Below are 18,748 nucleotides of genomic sequence, written 5' to 3'. Positions count from 1 at the left end.
AGATCGCCGCCCACCGAGGCGTCTCAGCGGTGTTCTTCGACGTACTTCTCCGGGTCCTTGTCCTGGAAGCGCAGGTTGCGGCCGTTCTTGTGCTCGCCGTAGAACTTCAGCCAGCGCGACCCCAGCTCCGCCCGCAGCTCGGCGCTGGCGTGCCGGCGGAAGTCGGGCAGCGCCTCGTCCTCCTCCTCGGCCAGGTGCTCGCTGTTCTCCCGGCGGGCCGTCCACACCGCCGCGCACCACTCGTCCGAGCCGACCGGGTGCAGCTTCGACTCGGCGATCGCGTCCCGGATCTTGTTGTGGTCGCCGATCGCGTCGGAGGTCTCGTCCTCGCCGTCGTCGCCGTGCCTGACCAGGTGCGGGTAGAGGATCGTCTCCTCCGCCTCGGCGTGGATGTCCAGGTGCAGCGCGAGCGCGTCCCAGATCGCCAGCAGCTCGGCGTCGTCCCGGGCGTCGTCGAGCCGGGCGAAGCCGCGCCGGAACGCGGCGTGGTCGTCGAGGATGAGGGCGGTGATGTCGTCCATCGTGGTCACCTTCCGGTACGGGCGCGGACCAGCTTCGGCACCGCGGCCAGCCCGGTGATCGGGCGGAACTGTCGGGCCTCGGTGGCCAGGGCGGCGTACTCGTCGTCGGTCAGGTCGATCTCGGCGGCGGCCGCGTTGCGTTCCATCTGCTCAACGCCGGACGCGCCGGGGATGGCCACCACGTTGGGGTGGCGCAGCAGGTAGGCCAGGGCGATCTGGCTGGGGGTGGCGTCGTGGGCGTCGGCGACCTCGCGCAGCGTGGCGATCAGCGCGGTACCGCGCTCCAGGTTCTCCGGCAGGAAGTACGGGTTGGCCCGGCGCACCGCCCCGCTCGGCGGGTTCTTCGCGTCGTACCGGCCGGAGAGGAAGCCCTGCCCCAGCGGGCTGTACGCGATCACGATCCGGCCGGCCTGCTCCGCGTACGGGATCAGGTCCTCCTCGGGGCCGCGGTCGACCATGCTGTAGCGGACCTGGTTGCTCAGCACCCGGCGGCCCAGCGCGGCCTCGGCGAACCGCCAGCGGCGCAGGTTGTAGTTGCTGACCCCGACCTCGCCGACCAGCCCGACGTCCTGGAGGGCACGCATGCCGCGCATGGTGGTGGTATCGGCGACCACCGGGTTGGGCTGGTGCACCTGGTAGAGGTCGATGCTGCTGACGCCGAGCCGGCCGGCGGAGGCGACCGCGCGCTGCTGCACCACCGCTGCGATCGGCAGCACCGGGAAGATCTTGCTGGCCACCACGACCTTGGCCCGGTCGTCGCCGAGCGCCGCGCCGAGGATCCGCTCGCTGCGGCCGAACCCGTACAGCTCGGCGGTGTCGAAGAGGGTGACGCCCAACTCCAGCGCCCGCCGGACGATCTCCGCCGCCCGGCGCTCGTAGTCGGGGCCGTAGCCCCACTCCTTCGACCCGAACTGCCAGGTGCCGAGGCCGATCTTCGAGATCGGCTTGGGGGTGTCGAGCTGAACGAAACGCATGGCCTCGAAGCTACCCGCGCAGGCGGGCCGGCACGCCCGTTCCGCGACCCGGGCGGTCCCCGCCCCCGCCACGACCTCTGAGCGCCTCCCGTGCGGGCGGGACTAGGGTCGTGATCGTGACCTACCTTGCCGCCGATGAGCGCTACGACACGATGACCTACCGGCGGAGCGGGCGCAGCGGGCTCCGGCTGCCCGCCATCTCGCTCGGGCTGTGGCACAACTTCGGGCCGGACCGGCCGTTCGAGCGGCAGCGGGACATCGTCCGGCGCGCCTTCGACCTCGGCATCACCCACTTCGACCTGGCCAACAACTACGGCCCGCCGCCCGGCTCGGCGGAGGAGAACTTCGGCCGGCTGCTCGCCACCGACCTCAAGCCGTACCGGGACGAGCTGGTCGTCTCCAGCAAGGCCGGCTATCTGATGTGGCCCGGCCCGTACGGCGAGTGGGGCTCCCGCAAGTACCTGATCTCCTCGCTGGATCAGTCGCTGCGCCGGATGGGGCTGGACTACGTCGACATCTTCTACTCGCACCGGTTCGACCCGGACACCCCGCTGGAGGAGACGATGGGCGCGCTGGACGCCATCGTCCGCTCCGGCAAGGCGCTCTACGTCGGCATCTCCAACTACACCTCCGAGCAGACCGCCCGGGCCGCGGCGATCCTGCGCGACCTGGGTACGCCGCTGCTGATCAACCAGCCGTCGTACTCGATGCTCAACCGCTGGACCGAGGACGACGGCCTGCTCGACACGTTGGAGAAGGTCGGCGCCGGCTGCATCGCGTACAGCCCGCTCGCGCAGGGCCTGCTCACCGACCGCTACCTGGGTGGCATCCCCGCGGACTCCCGGGTCCGCACCAGCGTCTTCCTCAACGAGAGCGACCTCAGCGCGGAGAAGATGGCCACCATCCGAGCGCTCGCCGCGATCGCCGAGCGGCGCGGCCAGTCGCTGGCCCAGCTGGCGCTGGCCTGGGCGCTGCGCGACCCGCGGATGACCAGCCTGATCATCGGCGCGAGCAGCGTGGCCCAGCTGGAGGGGAACGTGGCCGCGCTGGACAACCTCGACTTCACCGCTGAGGAGCTGGCCGAGATCGACCACCACCTGGGCTGACCCGCGTTGTCGGACCGCGCCGCCATGGTCCGTCGCCAGACTGCCGTGGCGGTGTGGTTCCACCACGAAGGGTGGCTACTCCGGGGACTGACCCCGCTCACCAGATCCGGCGGCGGCCGGCGCGGTGGTTGCGTACCTCGCAGGAACGGTCGACCGGCACCCTGCCGGCCCGGCGCAGCCGCATCCCGACGGTGACGGCCAGCAGCACGGTGACCGCCGCGGCGGCCCCCGCCACCAGCGGCCAGCGGACACCGCCGAGGTCGGTCACCGAGGCCACCGGCACCCCGGCCTCCGCCGCCGGGACGCCGGCCGCGCCGCTTGGCGTGGCGGCCGGCGGGACGGTATGCGGGACGGCCCGCTTCGTGGCGGCGGCGGCCGGGCTGGCCGACGGGCCGCCGCGGGCACCGGACGCGGCCCCGGCGGACGACCGGAACACCACGTCGGAGCAGGAGTAGTAGGTGTCCTGGGTGTCGGAGTTCTGCCAGATGATGTAGATCAGGTGCCGGCCGCTGCGGTCCGCGGGCAGCCGCCCCGGCATCTGGTACGCGCCGTCCCGCAGCGGCGGGTCGGCGACCGTCAGGAACGGCCGCGGGTCGAGGTCGGCCCAGGTCAGCCGCCGGCTCGGGTCGTAGGCGGCGGTGGTGGCGTAGAGCCGGAACGTGCCCCGGTGCGGGATCGTGGTCCGGTACCGGAAGGTGTACCGGCCACCGGAGGTCAGCGTCGTCGCCGGCCAGTCGGTGCGTGGCAGGTCCAGCCCCCGGTACGCGGAGAGCCCGCCGCTGCACAGCTCACCGTCGGGGATCCGTTCCCGGTCCCGGCCGTCGATCCGGGCGACCCGGATGTTGTCCCACTCCCGTACCGCCGCACCGGCCGCGATCGCCGCGCGGCAGGCCGGCGTCGCCGCCTGGCCGCCCTCCGGGCCGCAGGCCGCCGCCCGGCTGAGCGGGTTGGTCGGTGCGCCGTGCGCGGCGGCGGGCGCGGCGGTGAGGAGCAGGATCGCGGTGGCGGCCGCGACGGCGGCGAGGATTCGGCGTACGGCCATGTGATCGACCTCCGCCCACTGGTACGGGCGCGCGACGTCAACAGTTCGACGGGGCGACGAGCGGTCCGGCGCAGCGGTACATTTCCCTGACTGGATGCCTCCGGAAGTCCTCGTCGTCGAGGGCTGGGGAGAGGAGATGCCGATGTCCCGCTTCGCCCGCACCCGACTCCTGCCCGCTCTTCTGCTCGGCCTCGTCTCCCTCGTCGTCCCCGCCGCCCCGGCCCACGCGGCGGAGCGGGTGGACCTGTTCGTCTCGGACGTCAGCGACGGTCCCGACCCGGTGCTCGCCGGCTCGACCGTCTCCTACACGGTCACCGTGGGAAACCGTGGCCCCGGTACGGCGACCGGCACGCGGGTGACCGCGCCGCTGCCCGCCGGGGTGTCCTTCCGGCCGCTGGATTGGGACGACCGGTGCGGCGCGACGACGACCCTGGTGACCTGCGACCTGGCGACGTTGGGTGCGAGCGGGATGGCGTCCCCGTTGATCATCCAGGTCACGCCGACCGTGGCCGGCACGCTCTCGATGACCTTCACGGTGTCCGCCGCGGAACCCGACAGGGACCCGTCCGACAACGCCCGGACGGCGACCACGACGGTGACGGCGCCGACCGAGGCCGACGTCGCGCTCCAGCTGAGCGGACCGTACGGTCCCGTCCACGCGGGGACGCTGTTCTTCATCTCCGCGGCGATGTCCAACGCGGGTCCGGCCACCGCGACCGGCGTGACCGCACGGCTGCGGATTCCGGCCGGCCTCTCGATCCACTCCAGCGCGTCCTGCGTCCCGGACGGGACCGACCCCGTCTGCACCCTCGGACCGACGGAGCTGCCCCCGTCGACGGGGGCCGTCGCGCCGATCGCGGTGACCGCGTCCGCGCCGGGGAACTGGACGATCTCCGGCTCGATCGGCGCGGACCAGCCGGACCCGCAACCGGCGAACAACGCCGCGGCCGTCACGGTCACCGTCCTGCCCGCCGCGGACCTGGCGGTGACGATCGGCGAATCCGCCGACCCGACCCCGCCCGGCCGGCCGCTCACCTACACGCTGACCGTCACCAACCACGGTCCGTCGCCGTCCGCCGCCCACCTCGTCCACGAGTGGTCGACGACGGTGTCAGGTGGGCTCACGCTGCTCTCCGTCGGCGCCTCGCAGGGCGGCTGCGGCTCGCCCAACGTCGGCCGGGTGGAGTGCGACCTCGGCACGCTCGCCGGCGGAGCGACCGCGACCGTGGTGGTCGAGCTGCGGCCCCAAGGCCGGGGCACGGTGACCAGCCAGGCCCGGGTGACCGGCAGCGAATACGACCCGGACCCGACGAACGACGCGGCCAGCGAGACCACCGTCGTGGGTTGAGCGACCCGCCCGAGTGCTGGGAGCCGCTCGGCATGCCCGGCCCCGACCCGCAACATCGCCGCCACCACGATCGCCGACCTCAACGCCGTCGAGCGCCACGGCGCGGACGCGTCACCGGCCCGGGTCTGCTGACCGGTCGGACCACGTAAGACGGTCCGCTCACGGGGCGGCGGGCGGGGCGGGCTTACACCTACAGTGACGGCACCCTGTGATCAAGGAGCCTGCCGTGCCCGAGCCGTCATCGGCGCCAGATTCTCCCCGGACCGCCGCGGCGGCCGGGCCTTCGGAGGGCGGCATCCCCGCCGACGCCACGCCCTATCTGCTCGTCATGCCCACTACAGACGGGGCGCCGCCGGGGCTGGTGTGGCCCGGTCAGGAGGGCCAGCCGGCCTGGGCGATCCCGGTCACCGTCCCGGCCGGCACCCGCGGATACGCCGTCTTTCTGCCGCTGGTGCCGGCCCCCGCGGGCGAGGGGCCGGCCGCCCCGGTCCCCGTCGCCCAGCAGGCCACGGCCGGCGCTCCGGCCCGGGTGATCCCCGCGCAGGTCGTGACGCCCGGTGCGACCGAGGTCGCCGCGCCGGTGCCGGTCGGGCCGGAGGCGTCCGCGCCTGCGGGCGTCGCCGAAGCCGAGCACCCGACCCCTGGTGCCCCGGCAGCGGGCGCGGACGGCTCGGCCGAGCAGACCGGCACGAACGGCCGGGAAACTGCCACGGCCGAGGTCTCCTCGCCCGCCACCGGCGCGTCTGCGCAGCCCACCGCCGTCAGCGCGGCGGCGGGCTCGGGCGACGCGGACTCCTCCGCGCCCGCACCGACATCCCCCGGTTCGACGCAGCCCGCGACGCCGTCCGGGCCCGCGCCGACCGTGCCGCAGCAGCGTCCCGTCCCGGGCGGGGCCGCGCCGCAGCCGCACGTCGCCCCCGGGGCCCCGATGCCGCCGTACGCCGCGCAGCCGGCACCGCCCTGGGCGACCTTCCCGCCGCAGCCGGGCGCGACCTGGACGCCCCGCCCGCCGACGCCCCGGACCTCGTTCCTCGGCGCCCGGTGGCCGGGGCCGAAGCAGGCCACCGGCCGGGCCACCCCGCTCGCGGTGCTCGCCGGCGCGCTCGGGATCGCGTTCTTCGTTCCGCTGAGCCGGACCGGCATCGGCTGGTTCCTCGGCTGGCTCGTGCTGACCGCCGGCGTCGCCGCGGTCCGGCGGGGCACGGCCGAGCTGCCCCGCACCGAACGCCTGATCCGCGGCGGCTGGGCGGTGGCGGCCCTGGCGCTGCTCTCCGTGCTCGCCTTCCGCAACGCCTGGTGGCTGGTGACGTTCTGCGTCCTCGGCGCGCTCGCCTGCGCGACGCTGGCCATCGTGGGCGGCCGGTTGGTCCGCTCGATCCTGTTCAGCCTGGTGGCCGCGCCGTTCGCGGCGCTCCGCGGCCTGCCCTGGGTACGCCGGCACATCACGGCCTCCCCGGACACGGGCATGGTCCGCCGGGTCGCCGGTTCGGTGGTCGCGACCGTGGTGGTGCTGCTGGTCTTCGGCACCCTGCTCTCCTCGGCCGACGCGGCCTTCTCCGAGGTCCTCGGCGCGATCGTCCCGGAGATCAACATCGGTACGGTGTTCCGCTGGATCTTCCTGGCCGGGCTGGGCGCGCTGATCGCGGTCGCCGCCGTCTACACGCTGGCCGCCCCGCCGGACCTCTCCACCGTGGACAAGCCGAGCAGCCGCAACCTCGGCCTGCTGGAGTGGGGCCCGGCCATCGGCGCGCTGACGCTGCTCTTCGCCGGCTTCGTCGTCGTGCAGTTCACCGTGCTCTTCGGTGGCCAGCGGCACGTCCAGAAGGTTGCCGGCCTCAGCTACTCCGAGTACGCCCGCAGCGGGTTCTGGCAGCTGCTCTTCGTCACCCTGCTGACCCTGGCGGTGCTCGGTGCGGTGAGCCGCTGGGCCAGCCGGGAGCGCAAGGTCGAGCGCACCGCGCTGCGCGTCCTGCTCGGCCTGCTCAGCGCGCTCAGCGTGGTGATCGTGGTGTCGGCGCTGTCGCGCATGTACACGTACCAGAAGGTCTACAGCTTCACCGGCGAGCGGATCTTCGTGATGGCGTTCGAGCTGCTGCTCGGGGCGGTCTTCCTGATGGTCCTGGCCGCCGGGGTCCGGTGGCGGGGCCGGTGGATCCCCGGCGCGACCGTGGGGCTGGCCGTGGTGATGCTGCTCAGCCTGGCCGTGCTCAACCCGGAGGACTACGCCGCCCAGCGCAACATCGCCCGGTACAAGCAGAGCGGCAAGATCGACGCCTGGTACCTGCGGGCGCTCTCCGCCGACGCCACGCCGGCCCTGACGAAGCTCCCCGACCCGGTCCGCCGGTGCACGCTGAGCTGGATCGACGACGACCTGGCCGAGCCCGACCCCTGGTACGCCTGGAACCTGGGCCGGTACCGGGCCCGTCAGGCCCTCGACCGGATCGGCAAGGACGCCGTCGGCGGGCCGAAGGACTGCCGGGCCGCGGATCAGTTCGACCTGCCCAAGAGCCGCCGTCCGCGCTGACGCCCGTCGGGCGGGGTCGAGGAACGCCCTGGACCGGGATCATCTCCCGATCCAGGGCGTTTCGCGTCAGGGGCGGTCGTCGAGGAGTCGGTCGAGGTTGACGGCGGTGCTGATCAGCGAGAGGTGGCTGAACGCCTGCGGGAAGTTGCCGACCTGCTCGCCGGTGGGCGCGATCTCCTCGGAGTAGAGGCCGAGGTCGCTGCTGTACGTGAGCATCTTCTCGAAGGTCAGTCGGGCTTCGTCGAGCCGACCGGACTGCGCGAGGGCCTGGACATACCAGAAGGTGCACATGCTGAAGGTGCCCTCGTTGCCGCGCAGGCCGTCGGGTGAGGCGGCCGGCTCGTACCGGTAGACGAGGCTGTCGGAGACGAGTTCGGCGTCCATGGCCCGCAGGGTCGACTGCCACATCGGGTCGGTCGGCGACACGAATCCGACGCCGGGCATGGTGAGCAGCGCCGCGTCCAGGACGTCGGTCGCGTAGTGCTGCACGAAGGCACCGCGTCCGGGGTGGAAGCCGCGCGCCATGATCTGTTCGTAGATGTCGTTGCGGGCATTCGCCCAGCGGGTGGTGTCGGCCGGCAGACCACGGCGGTTCGCGAGGCGGATGGCGCGGTCGAGCGCCACCCAGCACATCAGCCGCCCGTAGGTGAAATCCTGCCGGCCGGAGCGGGTCTCCCAGATCCCGTCCTCGGGTTGGTCCCAGTGGTCGCAGAGCCAGTTCACCAGTTGCCGCACGTTCAGCCACCCCTGGTGTGAGCCCTGAAACCCGTGCCTGTCGGCGAGGTGCAGCGCGCTCATCGCCTCACCGTGGATGTCGAGTTGCAGTTGGCCGGCCGCGCTGTTGCCCACGCGCACCGGGCTCGATCCGCGGTAACCCTCGAAGTGGTCGAGCACCTCCTCGGTGAGATCGGGTGAGCCGTCGACCCGGTACATGATCTGAAGCCCCACGCCGTTGGCCGCCGATTCGCGGATGCGGTCGTTGACCCACTCCAGATAGCGGCCGGCCTCGTCTGTGAAGCCCAGGCCGAGCAGCGCGTGCACCGAGAACGACGCGTCCCGGACCCAGGTGTAGCGGTAGTCCCAGTTACGCTCGCCGCCGATCTGCTCCGGCAGCCCGGCGGTGGGGGCGGCGATCAGCGCGCCGGTCGGCGCGTACGTCATCAGCTTGAGCGTCAGGGCGGACCGCTCGACCATCTCCCGCCAGCGGCCGGTGTAGCAGGAGCGGCCGAGCCAGCGCCGCCAGAAGTCGCGGGTCTGCTCGAACATCTCCCACACCTCACCCGAGCTGACCACGCGTGGCGGGTCAGGCGACGCTGTTTCCAGCACGACTCCACCGATTTCGCCCTCTTGGAACGTGCCGGTCAAACACACGCCCTCGGTGGTTTGCCGGAGGTACGTGTCGACACCGATCTCGACGTCGCGGACGGGGTTCAGGGTGAGGGTGAGGCCGGGACCGCGGAACACGACGCCGTCCCGATACTCGTCGAGTTCGTGCGGATCGCGCCCGTAGTTGAACCGCGGTTGGCACTCGACGCGGAACCGCATCGTGCCGCGGACGATCCGGATCACGCGGACCAGGCGGTGGCGGTCTGTGGCGCAATCTCCCGCAACGGGCATGAAATCCACGAGTTCAGCCACGCCGTCCGCGCTGAGGAAGCGGGTGATCAGAATCGGCGTTCCAGGCACATACAGCTGTCTGCTCCGGTAGTCGACGCCATCAGGTGAGATCTGGAAGTGCCCACCCTTGTGCCGATCGAGCAGGCTAGCGAAGAGGCTCGGCGAGTCGAAGCGGGGAGCGCAGAACCAGTCCAACGTCCCGTCTCTGCTCACCAGCGCCGCGGTCTGCAGGTCGCCGATCAAGCCGTGGTCCTCCACAGCAGGGTACGAGTCCACCAGACCTCCCCGCTCTCGCCGCACCGACTGCGGCGACTACCCGCAGACAGGCGGGGCACACCTCGCACCCGGGGTTGAAGCGGAACGAGGAGCCACAATCGGCCCGGTGACGCGGGCCGGATCCACACGGCTACCTGCCGGTCGGGAAACGACGAAGAGCGCCCGTCGTTTCCGACGAACGCCCTGGTCATCAAGGGTGGAGCCGAGGGGACTCGAACCCCTGACCCCCACACTGCCAGAAGCGGGCGAGGCCGGGTCAATGTCGCCCGGCGCTGCTCGACGGGTCCGCCAAGGTACGCGCCGGTCCGTCAGGATGCACCGCCTTGGCTACTCGGGTGGCTACTCGACTCGGCCTCACCCGATCTGGTTAGCGGGGCTGTGCGGCGCGGCGGTAAGCAAACAGACCGGCGACGAGGCCGGCGAGACCGAGCAGGATGCCGGCGATGCCGTAGGCAGTGCCGTTGTTGCTGTCCTTGTTGCTGTCCTTGTCGCTGTCCTTGCTCGTCGCGGCTGCGGCCACGGGGGCGGCGGCGGGCGTGGCGGCGTCCTTCTTCGCCAGCTTCAGCACGGGCGCGGGGTGCTCCGGCTCAGCGCCGCTGCTCGGCTCCTCGATCCACCGCACCACGTCACCGTCGGAGTAGGTCTGCAGGGCCTTAAACACGAGCTGGTCGGTCTCCGGCAGCGGACCGAGGGAGACGTCGAACTCCTGGAACTGCCCCGGCTTGATCGCCGAGTTGGCGTCAGCGGTCCAGGTGATCTTCGTGACCGCCTCGGTGATCTCCCCGTCGTCGCTCTTGATCGGCGTTGCGAGCTTGGACGTCTCGGTCTGTGCGGTCCACCCGGGCAGCGGCTTCAGCGACACCGACGCGATGGGCGAGCTGGTGGGAAGGTTGACCTCGACCTTGGTGGTGTTGGCGTTGTCCTTCTCGTTCGGCACCCGGAAGGTGACCTTGGTGTAGCCGCCCTGCGTCGCCTCCTTCGGGTTGACGGTGACGTGTGCTGATGCCGGGCCAGCCACCCCGAGGGTGATGGCGGCGACAGTAGCGGCGATGGTGGCCGCTCGCGTGAGCAGGGACCGGGTCATGTCAGGGCGTCCTCATTTTCTCAATCTAGGTGCCGGGCGTTTCCGGCACCTTCTGCTAGTCGTCCGTCACGCGCGGATAGTTCCCGACGTCCTTCAACCGGGTCTCGTACTCACCGCAGACGAATCGATCAAGGGAGCACACTGGGCTCTTCGCGCGCATTACTGTGACAAAGGTCAACGCCGTTCTACTACGTCTTGTCGTAAGGGAGAATGGTGGTGGCTGGCTGTGGACAGTCGGGTACCGCCGCGGGCAGGCGACCGGACCGGAGGTTGTGGTGGCGACAGGCGAGGACGAGCAGGTCACGGCGTGGGCACTGGCTGCGGGCAGCGGGGACCAACAGGCATTGGCGGCCTTCGTGCGGGCGACCCAGCACCAGACCTGGCGGTTCCTGCACCACCTGCTCGGTTCGTCGGACACTGATGATCTAGTGCAGGAGACCTACCTGCGCGCGATGCGCAGTCTGCCGCGGTTCGAGGGTCGGTCATCGGCGCGGACGTGGTTGTTCGGCATCGCCCGGCGGGTAGCCGCTGACCACCTGCGCGCGGCCGCGACGCGTCCCCGAACGACTCCGCTCGGCGAGTGGGAGCCGCCGGCCGGTGGTGGGCGGTTCGAGGACGAGGTGGTGTTGGGCCGGTTGCTGCTGGGACTGTCGCCGGAGCGGCGGGAGGCGTTCATCGCCACGCAGGTTCTCGGGCTGTCGTATGCGGAGGCGGCGCAGGTGTGTGGGTGCCCGGTCGGGACGATCCGTTCCCGGGTCGCCCGCGCCCGCGAGGACCTGGTCGTCGCGGTTGAGGGTCAGCTCGACCGGCGGGCAGGCCGTGCCGGCTGAGGGCGGCAGGTAGGAGAGTTCAACCCATCTGGCGGCGTCGGGAACCAGGCAGGGGCGGTGAACGACTATCGGTATATGCGGTGTGAGCAGTGGCGGGAGATCCTGTCGGCCCAACTCGACGGTGAGGAGACGCCGGCGGAGCGAGCTGGGGCCGAAGAGCACCTGAAATCGTGTGAGAACTGCCGAAGGTGGTTCGATGCGGCGGCTGCGGTGACCCGGCGGACCCGTACGCAGGTCGTGACGTCGCTGCCCGATCTGACCGATGCGATCCTCGCCGCCGCACCGCCGCCGGTCCGCCGGCCGCGATGGCGGCCCTCGGTGGCCTGGCGCGGCCGGCTGGTGGCCGGGCTCCGTGGCGCGCTGGGCCTGCTCGGCGCGGTACAACTTGTGCTGGGACTTGCTCAGGTCGGCACGGGAGCGGTCACCGATCACCTGCACGCCGGGCAGCACCTGTGGCACGAGTCCGCGGCGTGGAACGTCGCGGTCGGGGCAGGCTTCCTGCTCGTGGCTCTGCGGCGGACCCCGCCTGCCGGTCTGCTGCCAATGCTCAGCGTCTTCGTCGCGACCCTGGTGCTCCTGTCGGTGAACGACCTGATCACCGCGCAGGTCGCGGTGACCCGGCTCGTCAGTCACGGCTTCCTGCTGGGCGGCTACCTGATCACCGTGTTGCTGTCCCGCCCCGGCCTGCGGCCCGGTGGGCCACCACCGCAACAGGGTCAGCCGCAGCCGCCCCGGTGGCGCGCCCAACTCGACGACACCGAGCAGCCATCGGTCCCGCTGCGGCTGCTGCCGCCGCAGCAGCCATACTCAGCGCAAGCTGTACACCGTCGCGCCGCGTGACACCCCACGGCCCCGCATCTGCCGCCCCGGCGGTGGCGCTTGATTGGGCAAAATCGGACCATATAGCAGTTTTTATGGAACCAGACGCGACCGCGCAGCGACTTGCTGAGGACCCAGCACGGCTGAGGCAGTGGACCCGGATGCCGGCTGCGGCGCGACGAGGTGCGATCATCGCGGCCACCCTCGTGGCCGCGGTCCTGGTCTTGCCGCAACCTGCATGGGCACACTCCGTCGGTGGGCCGACCGACACGGTCGGCGGGTTCGTCTGGTTGGGCAACACCCACATGCTCGCCGGCTGGGATCACCTCCTCTTCGTCGGCGGCATCCTGCTCCTCGCCGGCGAGATCCGGCGGGCGGCCAAGCTGATCTCGCTCTTTGCGCTCGGGCACAGCATCACCCTGTTCACCGCCACCGTCGCCGACTGGCAGGTCACCCCAGTCCTCGTCGACATGATTGTGGCGTTGAGCCTCGTGTTCGTCGGAGTGGTCGGCCTGCGAGGCCGGCCGAAGGACTGGACGTGGTTCGCCGCCACGGTGCTGGCCTTCGGGCTCATGCACGGCCTGGGCCTGGCCACCCGGCTGCAGGCAATCGGGCTGCCCTCCGACGGGATGATCCCCCGGGTGCTGGCCTTCAACATCGGCGTGGAGATCGGCCAGCTGATCGCGGTGCTGGGCATGTTCATGCTCGGTGACGTGCTCAGCCACTACATCCCCAGGCTGCGCGACCCGCGCCTTGCCCACGGCACCCTAGTGGCAGCCGGTGTGGTCGCCGCGTCGGTGCTGGCCCTCGCCTCCGGCGGCCATGCGCTCCGACCGATCCAGGCTGACGCCACCGCCGTACATTCCTGGCTCTCGCCCTGGCCCTGGTCCTGAATCTATGGGTTGCCCGACCCGGAACCATGGGGTCAGATTTCAGGCGAAGCCCGACAGTCCCGCGCCATGCCGTCGCGGAGCCCAGGGGACTTGAACCCTAACCCCTGCCTTGCAAAGGCGGCTCGGTGCAGTGGACGCTTGCCGATCAATGTCGGCAACTGGCGTTGGAGTCAAGGACCTTGCTGTCCTGTACCAGCGGTTGTCGGTCGTTGTCGCGCGTCTCGCTGACTTGTTGCTGACGCCGGCCCCTCATGAGGCCGGACTACCTGCGCGAACCACGCTCGGCCTGCGGAACACCTCTCGGCATCTCTCACTGTCAGCGGTCGAGGGTCGATCTCTTGATGGCTGGATGAGGACTGAGACGGCAGCGCTGTCGCCACAGCTTGGCGGCCGGGCCAAGGCTGAATTCGCCCGCCCGGCCGCCAGCCGCCTAGCAGTTGCGTAGTTCCGGTGACTGGTTCCGCAACTGTCCAGCAGGCGAGACGAACTCTCGGTATGCCGGGGACTGCACCGCCGTTAGCGCGAAGGCTGCCACCCGGTGGCAGTTCTGGAACGCCAAACGCACCCCGAAGTGTCGTTCCAGACCGCCCCGGATCGCATCGCTGGCCAGGGCACGCAACAGTTGTCCGCGTTCGGCCTCGCTGGGCGGCGGCACGGCGTGGTCGGCAAAATCGCCACCCCCGGCAGCCAGGTCCGCGCTGAGCCCGGACACCACCTGCCAGGCGTAGGGCAGCGATTCACGCACGCAGGCCACGAACTCCTCGTCGGTGACCGACCCGCGCTCAGCGCGCTCCAACAGTGCAGCGGACACATCGAGCGACATCTCTAACCTCCTTCTCCGCTGGCCCTCTGTGAGCCGGCAGCTAGTGCAATTGGAACCCATTTTCATTAGGCTGCCAAGGAAGCCGCGGGTGTGTTGCGATGTGTTGCACCCACTACCTAGCGGGGCATGATCGCCAACAGCCGGATGGCCGCCAGTCCAGGACGACGGCGATCGTGCCGTTCGTCGTTGCGGTCGCGGTGCCGGAACCGCCCGTGTAACGGTCCGCGTCTACTCGTATGGCTCAACGGGGGCGGTAATCTTCTGCCAGTCCTCCACTTGGAAGTAGGGGACGTCGGCGTCATTGACAGGATCCTTTGCGGTGTGCGGGATCCACCGGCCGATGGCCCGCATCCATGTGTTGTCCGGGACGCCAGGAACGTCACCGCGTAGCCCGATCTTGATCGGGACGCCGTCGGCGGCGCAGCAGGACAGCACGATACGCACGAGCATGGGCTGGCCGTCCGGGCCGGTGGCGAGGAAGCCGGTGAGCTTGATGCGCCGGCCGCTCAGGGTGCGTCCCTTGTCGTAGACGGCGCGGTAGCCGTAGTCGAGGAGGGTGAGGTCAGCCGGATCACCGGGCGGCAGCGGCGGGTAGGCGACGTCCCGATTGTCGGTCAGGGCGGAGCCGGCGCGTGACGCGGTGTCGGCGCCCAACGCCGGTGGAACGACGAACAGCAGCGCGATCGCCGGCAGCAGCAACAGCCAGCCGACCATGGGGCCCGACCGGCCGTGTCCGTGCCCGTCGTCGTCCGGCTCGGCCTCGGGTCGGTTCAGATAGCGCAGTTCCTGCACGAGGGCCACGACCGCGGCGACGACCAGCACGACCCCGGCGGCGATGAGGAACGGTCGCAGCCCCTGCTTGACGTAGCGCAGGTACAGGTCGGTGACGCTGGCGCGCAGGATCGCGCCGCCGAGGAAGACCAGCACGACCGCCTGGGTGCCGCGACTCACCAGACCACCGTCCCGACTGCGGCCGCGACGAGCACGGCGAGGGCGAAGGTGGCCGGGGCGAAGCGGGCGGCGAACCGCCGTCCGAAGATTCCGGCCTGCATGGACACGAGCTTCAAATCCACCATCGGGCCGACCACGAGGAAGGCCAGTCGAGCGGTCAGGGAGAACTGGGACAGCGATGCGGCGACGAACGCGTCGGCTTCGGAGCAGATGGACAGCAGCACCGCCAGCGTGGCGAGGGCGAGCACCGACAGCACCGGCCGGGCGGCCAGGTCGTGCAGGAGCCGCTGGGGCATGGCAACGTTGATCGTTGCCGCGGCCATGGCGCCCAGGACGAGAAATCCGCCGGCGTGGATGACGTCGTGCCGGCAGGCGGTCCAGAACGCCGCCATCCGGGGCAGCCCGTCGAGGTGGGCGCGATGCGGCAGACGGATCCATTCAGTGCGGCCCAACCGCAGCCACAACCAGCCCATCAACAGGGCGACCAGCAGACTGGCCCCGCCTCGAGCCGCCACCATCTCCGGGTTGCGGGGGAAGGCGACCGCCGTGGCGGTGAGCACGATCGGGTTGATCGCCGGCGCGGCGAGCAGGAACGCCAACGCCGCAGCGGGAGTGACGCCGCAGCGGATCAGCGAACACGCGATCGGTACAGAGCCGCACTCGCAGCCGGGCAGCACCACGCCCGCCACGCCGGCGACCGGCACGGCGACGGCCGGGTGGCGGGGCAGCGCCCGGGCCCAGAACGACCGGGGTACGAACACCGCGATGACGGCCGACAGGACCACCCCGAAGACGAGGAACGGCACCGCCTGCACCATCACCGACACGAACACGGTCAGCCAGGTCTGCAGACGCGGATCCGCCACCAGCGCGCCGACCTGCCGATGCAGCACGCCAAGGAGGATGAGCAGGAAGCACAGCACCTCGGTCGAGCCGACCCGACCTTGTCTGTCGTGGACGGCGGGCTGGTCGTCGGCGCTGGCCGGGATGGCCGGCGTGACAGAGGCTGCTGGATCAGTCGTGCTCAGGGCGAATCACCTTCTCCCAGTCAACGACAGCATCCTACTGTGACCAACCCGTCACAGAGAGTCCGGAACGGCCGCTGACGGATCGACTCGCCTAGTGCCGAAGGTCCGTCTTCATGACCTGCGGCACACTGCCGCCACGCTCCTACTCGCCCAGGGCGTGCCCGCCCGGGTTCTCATGGAACTCCTCGGTCACTCCCAGATCGGCGTCACCATGAACATCTACAGCCACGTCATGCCCACTCAGCTCGTCCAGGCTGCCGACGCGATGGAGAACGTGCTGTGGGGCGAGGGGAAGTAACCGTGGCTACTCGCTTGGCTACTTCCGCCGTCAGGAACGACAAAGGGCGTCCGTCATGTCTGACGAACGCCCTTTGTCGTGAAGGGTGGAGCCGAGGGGACTCGAACCCCTGACCCCCACACTGCCAGGTGGGCTCTCTCGGTTCTCGCTGACCTGGCCTGGCGCTGACATGCGGTAGCCCCTCGACTCTCCCCGCCAGTCCCCGCGAATTCCCGGACCTCACCCGTCGACCTGGCACGCTCTTGGCACGCTCGGTCCTAGCCTGGAAGCTCAGACGATGGGCCGACCCCTTGATGACCCCCAGCTCATGGCGGAGCGGCTGCTTCGGGTCGCGTGCGAGGTCAGCTGGCACGGATGAGTCTCACATAGCCTGCTGCGGTCCACTCAGTTGCTGTACTTCGGTGCCGTACTGGCTGCCACTCGACTCGATGATGCACAGCTCAAAGCCGACACCAGCATTCGCCCCGAACAGCAACAGCGGGGGTCATTGCGCGAACGGAGACGCCGGCAGGTGGGGCAGTGGAGGGGCTTCATTCCTCGAATCGGTGATTTCGATCTGCCATCGCACAACGGCGGGTGCCGCGAGCCGGCCAAGGTGCCAGCCGAGAAACCCGACAGCGATGACGAGCGACAGGGCCGCCAGACCGAACAGCCCTTCCCGCAGAAGTACCCGACGATCGACAGGACGGCCGGGTGGCAGGGTCTCGATGCCGAGTGCCCAGGGAGGGGGAGGCCACATCATAGTTGCGACAGCACCTCCTGGGCGACGGTGGAAGCCGATTCGACGATGGATGCGTCAGTAGCACCGACAGCCTCGTACCTGACGTAGACGAGATAGGTGCCGAGACAGGCGGCGAGGTAGATTACCCGGCCGGTGTCGGGGTCGTCCTCAACGAAGTAGACAGCGCCGTCGCCGAGCGCGACCCGGTGGTTGGTGCGGTTGATGGCCCCCAACAGCGACCAGTCACGCTTGACGCACTGCGGGCCCTGGCCATCGTGCCGGCCGTAGCGGACCAACGCGACCCACAGCGAGGCACGTGCCCCATTCACAGCGGACCCACTCTCAGCCAAACAGGTGTTCGAGCGGGTACCGGGGAGACTCCCCTCCTCGCCCTCGGCCTGCAGCGGCCCACGCCGAGGTACAAGAAGGTCGAACACCTCGGGTCGAATGAGCTGGCATACCGAGCGCGGCGAGGGCGGGTCAACCGTCGCACTCCCCCAGCCCTTCCACAGACCGACCGCGGCGGCCACCAGCATGCAGACGGCCAGCACCGCGACCCGGACCCGCATCCCCGAACTCACACCGCCAGTGTGGCCAAGGCAGGCAAGGGCTCCAGCCACCGCCCGCAGTCGACATCTCGCTTACAAGGCGCGGCGTTGTCGACCAGTGTCGGCGGGTGTCGTTCCCTGTGGTCCTGCTCTCGGCGTCTCGCCGGCTGTGACCTTTGGTGTCGGCCGGAATCGCCCCGTTCGCTGACTCTCTGCTGACTCGTGCACCGCGGGGGACGACTGCTGAGCTAGCAGGCCTGACGGTCAAGGCTGGCGGGACCGTTCTGGCGGTCCTGCTGATAGCTGCCGCAGCGGCAGCGCTGCGGATGCAGCGGGACCGGATGCGGCGACAACCGCGTTGACGCAGACCGAAGGGCTCGGCCCCGCCGACATCTCCCTTGGAGGTGCATCCCCTGCCCGACGGCAGGACTCTTGACGCCGGATCGCATCATAGGAGCGCTCCTCACCGCCCCACGTTCAAGATCGGAAGACGACATGGCTGTGCTGCGCCGACGTTGGCAATCTGGGGCAGCCGTTGCCCTTCTTGCGAGCATGGTCACCATCGGCCCGGCCGCATGTACGTCGCTGCACGGTGAACGGACCCCGCAGCCGAGCACCGTGGCCGTGCCCACGATGGCGCCGCGGCAGCTCCGCAATTCGGTGTCGGTGCAGGTGGTTGTCCGGATAGACCGGGCCGCGTGTGTCGAGGGCGCAGGCGGATTGCCTGGCCCGGGTGCAGGCGGGGACTGGTGCTACTTCCTTGATCCCGGCCTCAACGTGACCCGGGCCGAACGGGTTGAGCTGATACAGGATGCGCGCCGCGATTTTGTCGTGGTGGTGACGCTACTGCCAGAAGATCGCGATGAATTCGCTGCATGGACGGCACGGGCTGCCGGGCGCCAGATTGCCATCAGCGTCCAGGGCCGGGTTGTGGACGCGCCTGAACTCCTTGAACCGCTCAGCGGCGACGACCTCCACATCTACCTTCCCGGCATTGCCGAGGCTGACGCACGGACCCTGTTGCGGCAGCTGTCCGGCTGAGGCTCATGCGTCACCTACCCTGGCGGTCGCCGTTGGTCACCAGCTCGCCGGGCACGGGCCGCGATGCTGTCGTGGCCGACATCGTTACCTCAAACCCCTTGCTGCTGACCGGTCCGCGGTGGTCGCCTGTACCGGCGTCGATCAACAGCACCAAGCCGGGGGTACGCCTAGGCAGCACGACCGAGGCCGCTAACCGCGCACGCCGTTGCACACTTCGTCCCGAACGCCGGCACGGGACGTCAACCCTTGTCGTTTGCTGCGCTCCGTTGTGTGGCGGTACAGGTCAGTTGGCGCCTGGTCGCGA

Annotated in this window: 17 protein-coding genes; 8 read left to right on the top strand and 9 right to left on the bottom strand. The window is 70.4% G+C overall.

Features of this window, described 5'->3' with window-relative positions; genetic code table 11:
• Nucleotides 1-23: 23 nt before the first annotated feature.
• Both EV384_RS09470 and EV384_RS09465 read right to left on the bottom strand, forming a co-directional pair.
• The gene (locus tag EV384_RS09470) at nt 24-521 is read right to left on the bottom strand and encodes a hemerythrin domain-containing protein (RefSeq protein ID WP_130332072.1); all 498 of its coding nucleotides are present in this window, start codon (nt 519-521) and stop codon (nt 24-26) included.
• A 5-nt stretch (nt 522-526) separates the two neighbouring features.
• The gene (locus EV384_RS09465; RefSeq protein WP_130332070.1) at nt 527-1,495 is read right to left on the bottom strand and encodes an aldo/keto reductase; all 969 of its coding nucleotides are present in this window, start codon (nt 1,493-1,495) and stop codon (nt 527-529) included.
• A gap of 110 nt (nt 1,496-1,605) precedes the next feature.
• Here EV384_RS09465 and mgrA point away from each other — a divergent pair, with 110 nt between their 5' ends.
• A complete protein-coding gene (gene mgrA / locus EV384_RS09460) occupies nt 1,606-2,601 on the top strand; it encodes an L-glyceraldehyde 3-phosphate reductase (protein ID WP_278045592.1) in 996 nt (331 codons plus the stop codon).
• Nucleotides 2,602-2,698: 97 nt separating this feature from the next.
• On the opposite strand, the gene EV384_RS09455 is transcribed toward mgrA, so the two are convergent.
• Nucleotides 2,699-3,643: a lytic polysaccharide monooxygenase auxiliary activity family 9 protein gene (locus EV384_RS09455; RefSeq protein WP_130332066.1), complete on the bottom strand. Its 945-nt coding sequence runs from the start codon at nt 3,641-3,643 to the stop codon at nt 2,699-2,701.
• A gap of 94 nt (nt 3,644-3,737) precedes the next feature.
• Between EV384_RS09455 and EV384_RS09450 the strand changes: the two genes are divergently transcribed.
• Nucleotides 3,738-4,991, top strand: a complete 1,254-nt coding sequence (locus EV384_RS09450) for a DUF11 domain-containing protein (protein WP_130332064.1) — start codon at nt 3,738-3,740, stop codon at nt 4,989-4,991.
• A 226-nt stretch (nt 4,992-5,217) separates the two neighbouring features.
• Nucleotides 5,218-7,515 (top strand): DUF4153 domain-containing protein, encoded by a 2,298-nt coding sequence (locus EV384_RS09445; protein WP_130332062.1) that lies wholly within the window; start codon nt 5,218-5,220, stop codon nt 7,513-7,515.
• 66 nt (nt 7,516-7,581) lie between these two features.
• Here EV384_RS09445 and EV384_RS09440 read toward each other — a convergent pair whose 3' ends face one another.
• Together EV384_RS09440 and EV384_RS09435 are read right to left on the bottom strand one after the other, a co-directional pair.
• The gene (locus EV384_RS09440; RefSeq protein WP_130332060.1) at nt 7,582-9,408 is read right to left on the bottom strand and encodes a glycoside hydrolase family 15 protein; all 1,827 of its coding nucleotides are present in this window, start codon (nt 9,406-9,408) and stop codon (nt 7,582-7,584) included.
• A 367-nt stretch (nt 9,409-9,775) separates the two neighbouring features.
• On the bottom strand, nt 9,776-10,492 hold the full coding sequence (locus tag EV384_RS09435) for a YcnI family copper-binding membrane protein (RefSeq protein ID WP_130332058.1): 717 nt from the start codon (nt 10,490-10,492) through the stop codon (nt 9,776-9,778).
• 275 nt (nt 10,493-10,767) lie between these two features.
• Here EV384_RS09435 and EV384_RS09430 point away from each other — a divergent pair, with 275 nt between their 5' ends.
• From EV384_RS09430 to EV384_RS09420, 3 genes are all read left to right on the top strand, one after another.
• The gene (locus EV384_RS09430; protein WP_130332056.1) at nt 10,768-11,322 is read left to right on the top strand and encodes a sigma-70 family RNA polymerase sigma factor; all 555 of its coding nucleotides are present in this window, start codon (nt 10,768-10,770) and stop codon (nt 11,320-11,322) included.
• A 75-nt stretch (nt 11,323-11,397) separates the two neighbouring features.
• Entirely contained in the window at nt 11,398-12,162 is a 765-nt protein-coding gene (locus tag EV384_RS09425; RefSeq protein WP_130340384.1) for a zf-HC2 domain-containing protein, read from the top strand.
• Nucleotides 12,163-12,236: 74 nt separating this feature from the next.
• Entirely contained in the window at nt 12,237-13,034 is a 798-nt protein-coding gene (locus EV384_RS09420) for a HupE/UreJ family protein (protein WP_130332054.1), read from the top strand.
• A 430-nt stretch (nt 13,035-13,464) separates the two neighbouring features.
• Here the strand turns inward: EV384_RS09420 and EV384_RS09415 are convergent, their stop codons facing one another.
• From EV384_RS09415 to EV384_RS09405, 3 genes are all read right to left on the bottom strand, one after another.
• The gene (locus tag EV384_RS09415) at nt 13,465-13,857 is read right to left on the bottom strand and encodes an SCO5389 family protein (RefSeq protein ID WP_130332052.1); all 393 of its coding nucleotides are present in this window, start codon (nt 13,855-13,857) and stop codon (nt 13,465-13,467) included.
• Between the two features lie 228 nt (nt 13,858-14,085).
• Entirely contained in the window at nt 14,086-14,808 is a 723-nt protein-coding gene (locus EV384_RS09410) for a TIGR03943 family putative permease subunit (protein WP_130332050.1), read from the bottom strand.
• Nucleotides 14,805-15,797, bottom strand: a complete 993-nt coding sequence (locus EV384_RS09405; protein WP_242624451.1) for a permease — start codon at nt 15,795-15,797, stop codon at nt 14,805-14,807. The genes EV384_RS09410 and EV384_RS09405 overlap by 4 nt, the downstream gene beginning before the upstream one ends.
• A 133-nt stretch (nt 15,798-15,930) precedes the next feature.
• Here EV384_RS09405 and EV384_RS09400 point away from each other — a divergent pair, with 133 nt between their 5' ends.
• The gene (locus tag EV384_RS09400) at nt 15,931-16,134 is read left to right on the top strand and encodes a tyrosine-type recombinase/integrase (protein WP_130332046.1); all 204 of its coding nucleotides are present in this window, start codon (nt 15,931-15,933) and stop codon (nt 16,132-16,134) included.
• Between the two features lie 738 nt (nt 16,135-16,872).
• Here EV384_RS09400 and EV384_RS09395 read toward each other — a convergent pair.
• Nucleotides 16,873-17,436: a hypothetical protein gene (locus EV384_RS09395; protein WP_130332044.1), complete on the bottom strand. Its 564-nt coding sequence runs from the start codon at nt 17,434-17,436 to the stop codon at nt 16,873-16,875.
• A 462-nt stretch (nt 17,437-17,898) separates the two neighbouring features.
• Here EV384_RS09395 and EV384_RS09390 point away from each other — a divergent pair, with 462 nt between their 5' ends.
• Nucleotides 17,899-18,444: a hypothetical protein gene (locus EV384_RS09390; protein ID WP_165439895.1), complete on the top strand. Its 546-nt coding sequence runs from the start codon at nt 17,899-17,901 to the stop codon at nt 18,442-18,444.
• The last annotated feature ends 304 nt before the right edge of the window (nt 18,445-18,748 follow it).

Origin of the sequence: Micromonospora kangleipakensis (genome assembly GCF_004217615.1) — a bacterium.
Lineage (GTDB): Bacteria > Actinomycetota > Actinomycetes > Mycobacteriales > Micromonosporaceae > Micromonospora > Micromonospora kangleipakensis.
This window is presented reverse-complemented; position numbering and strand designations above follow the sequence as displayed.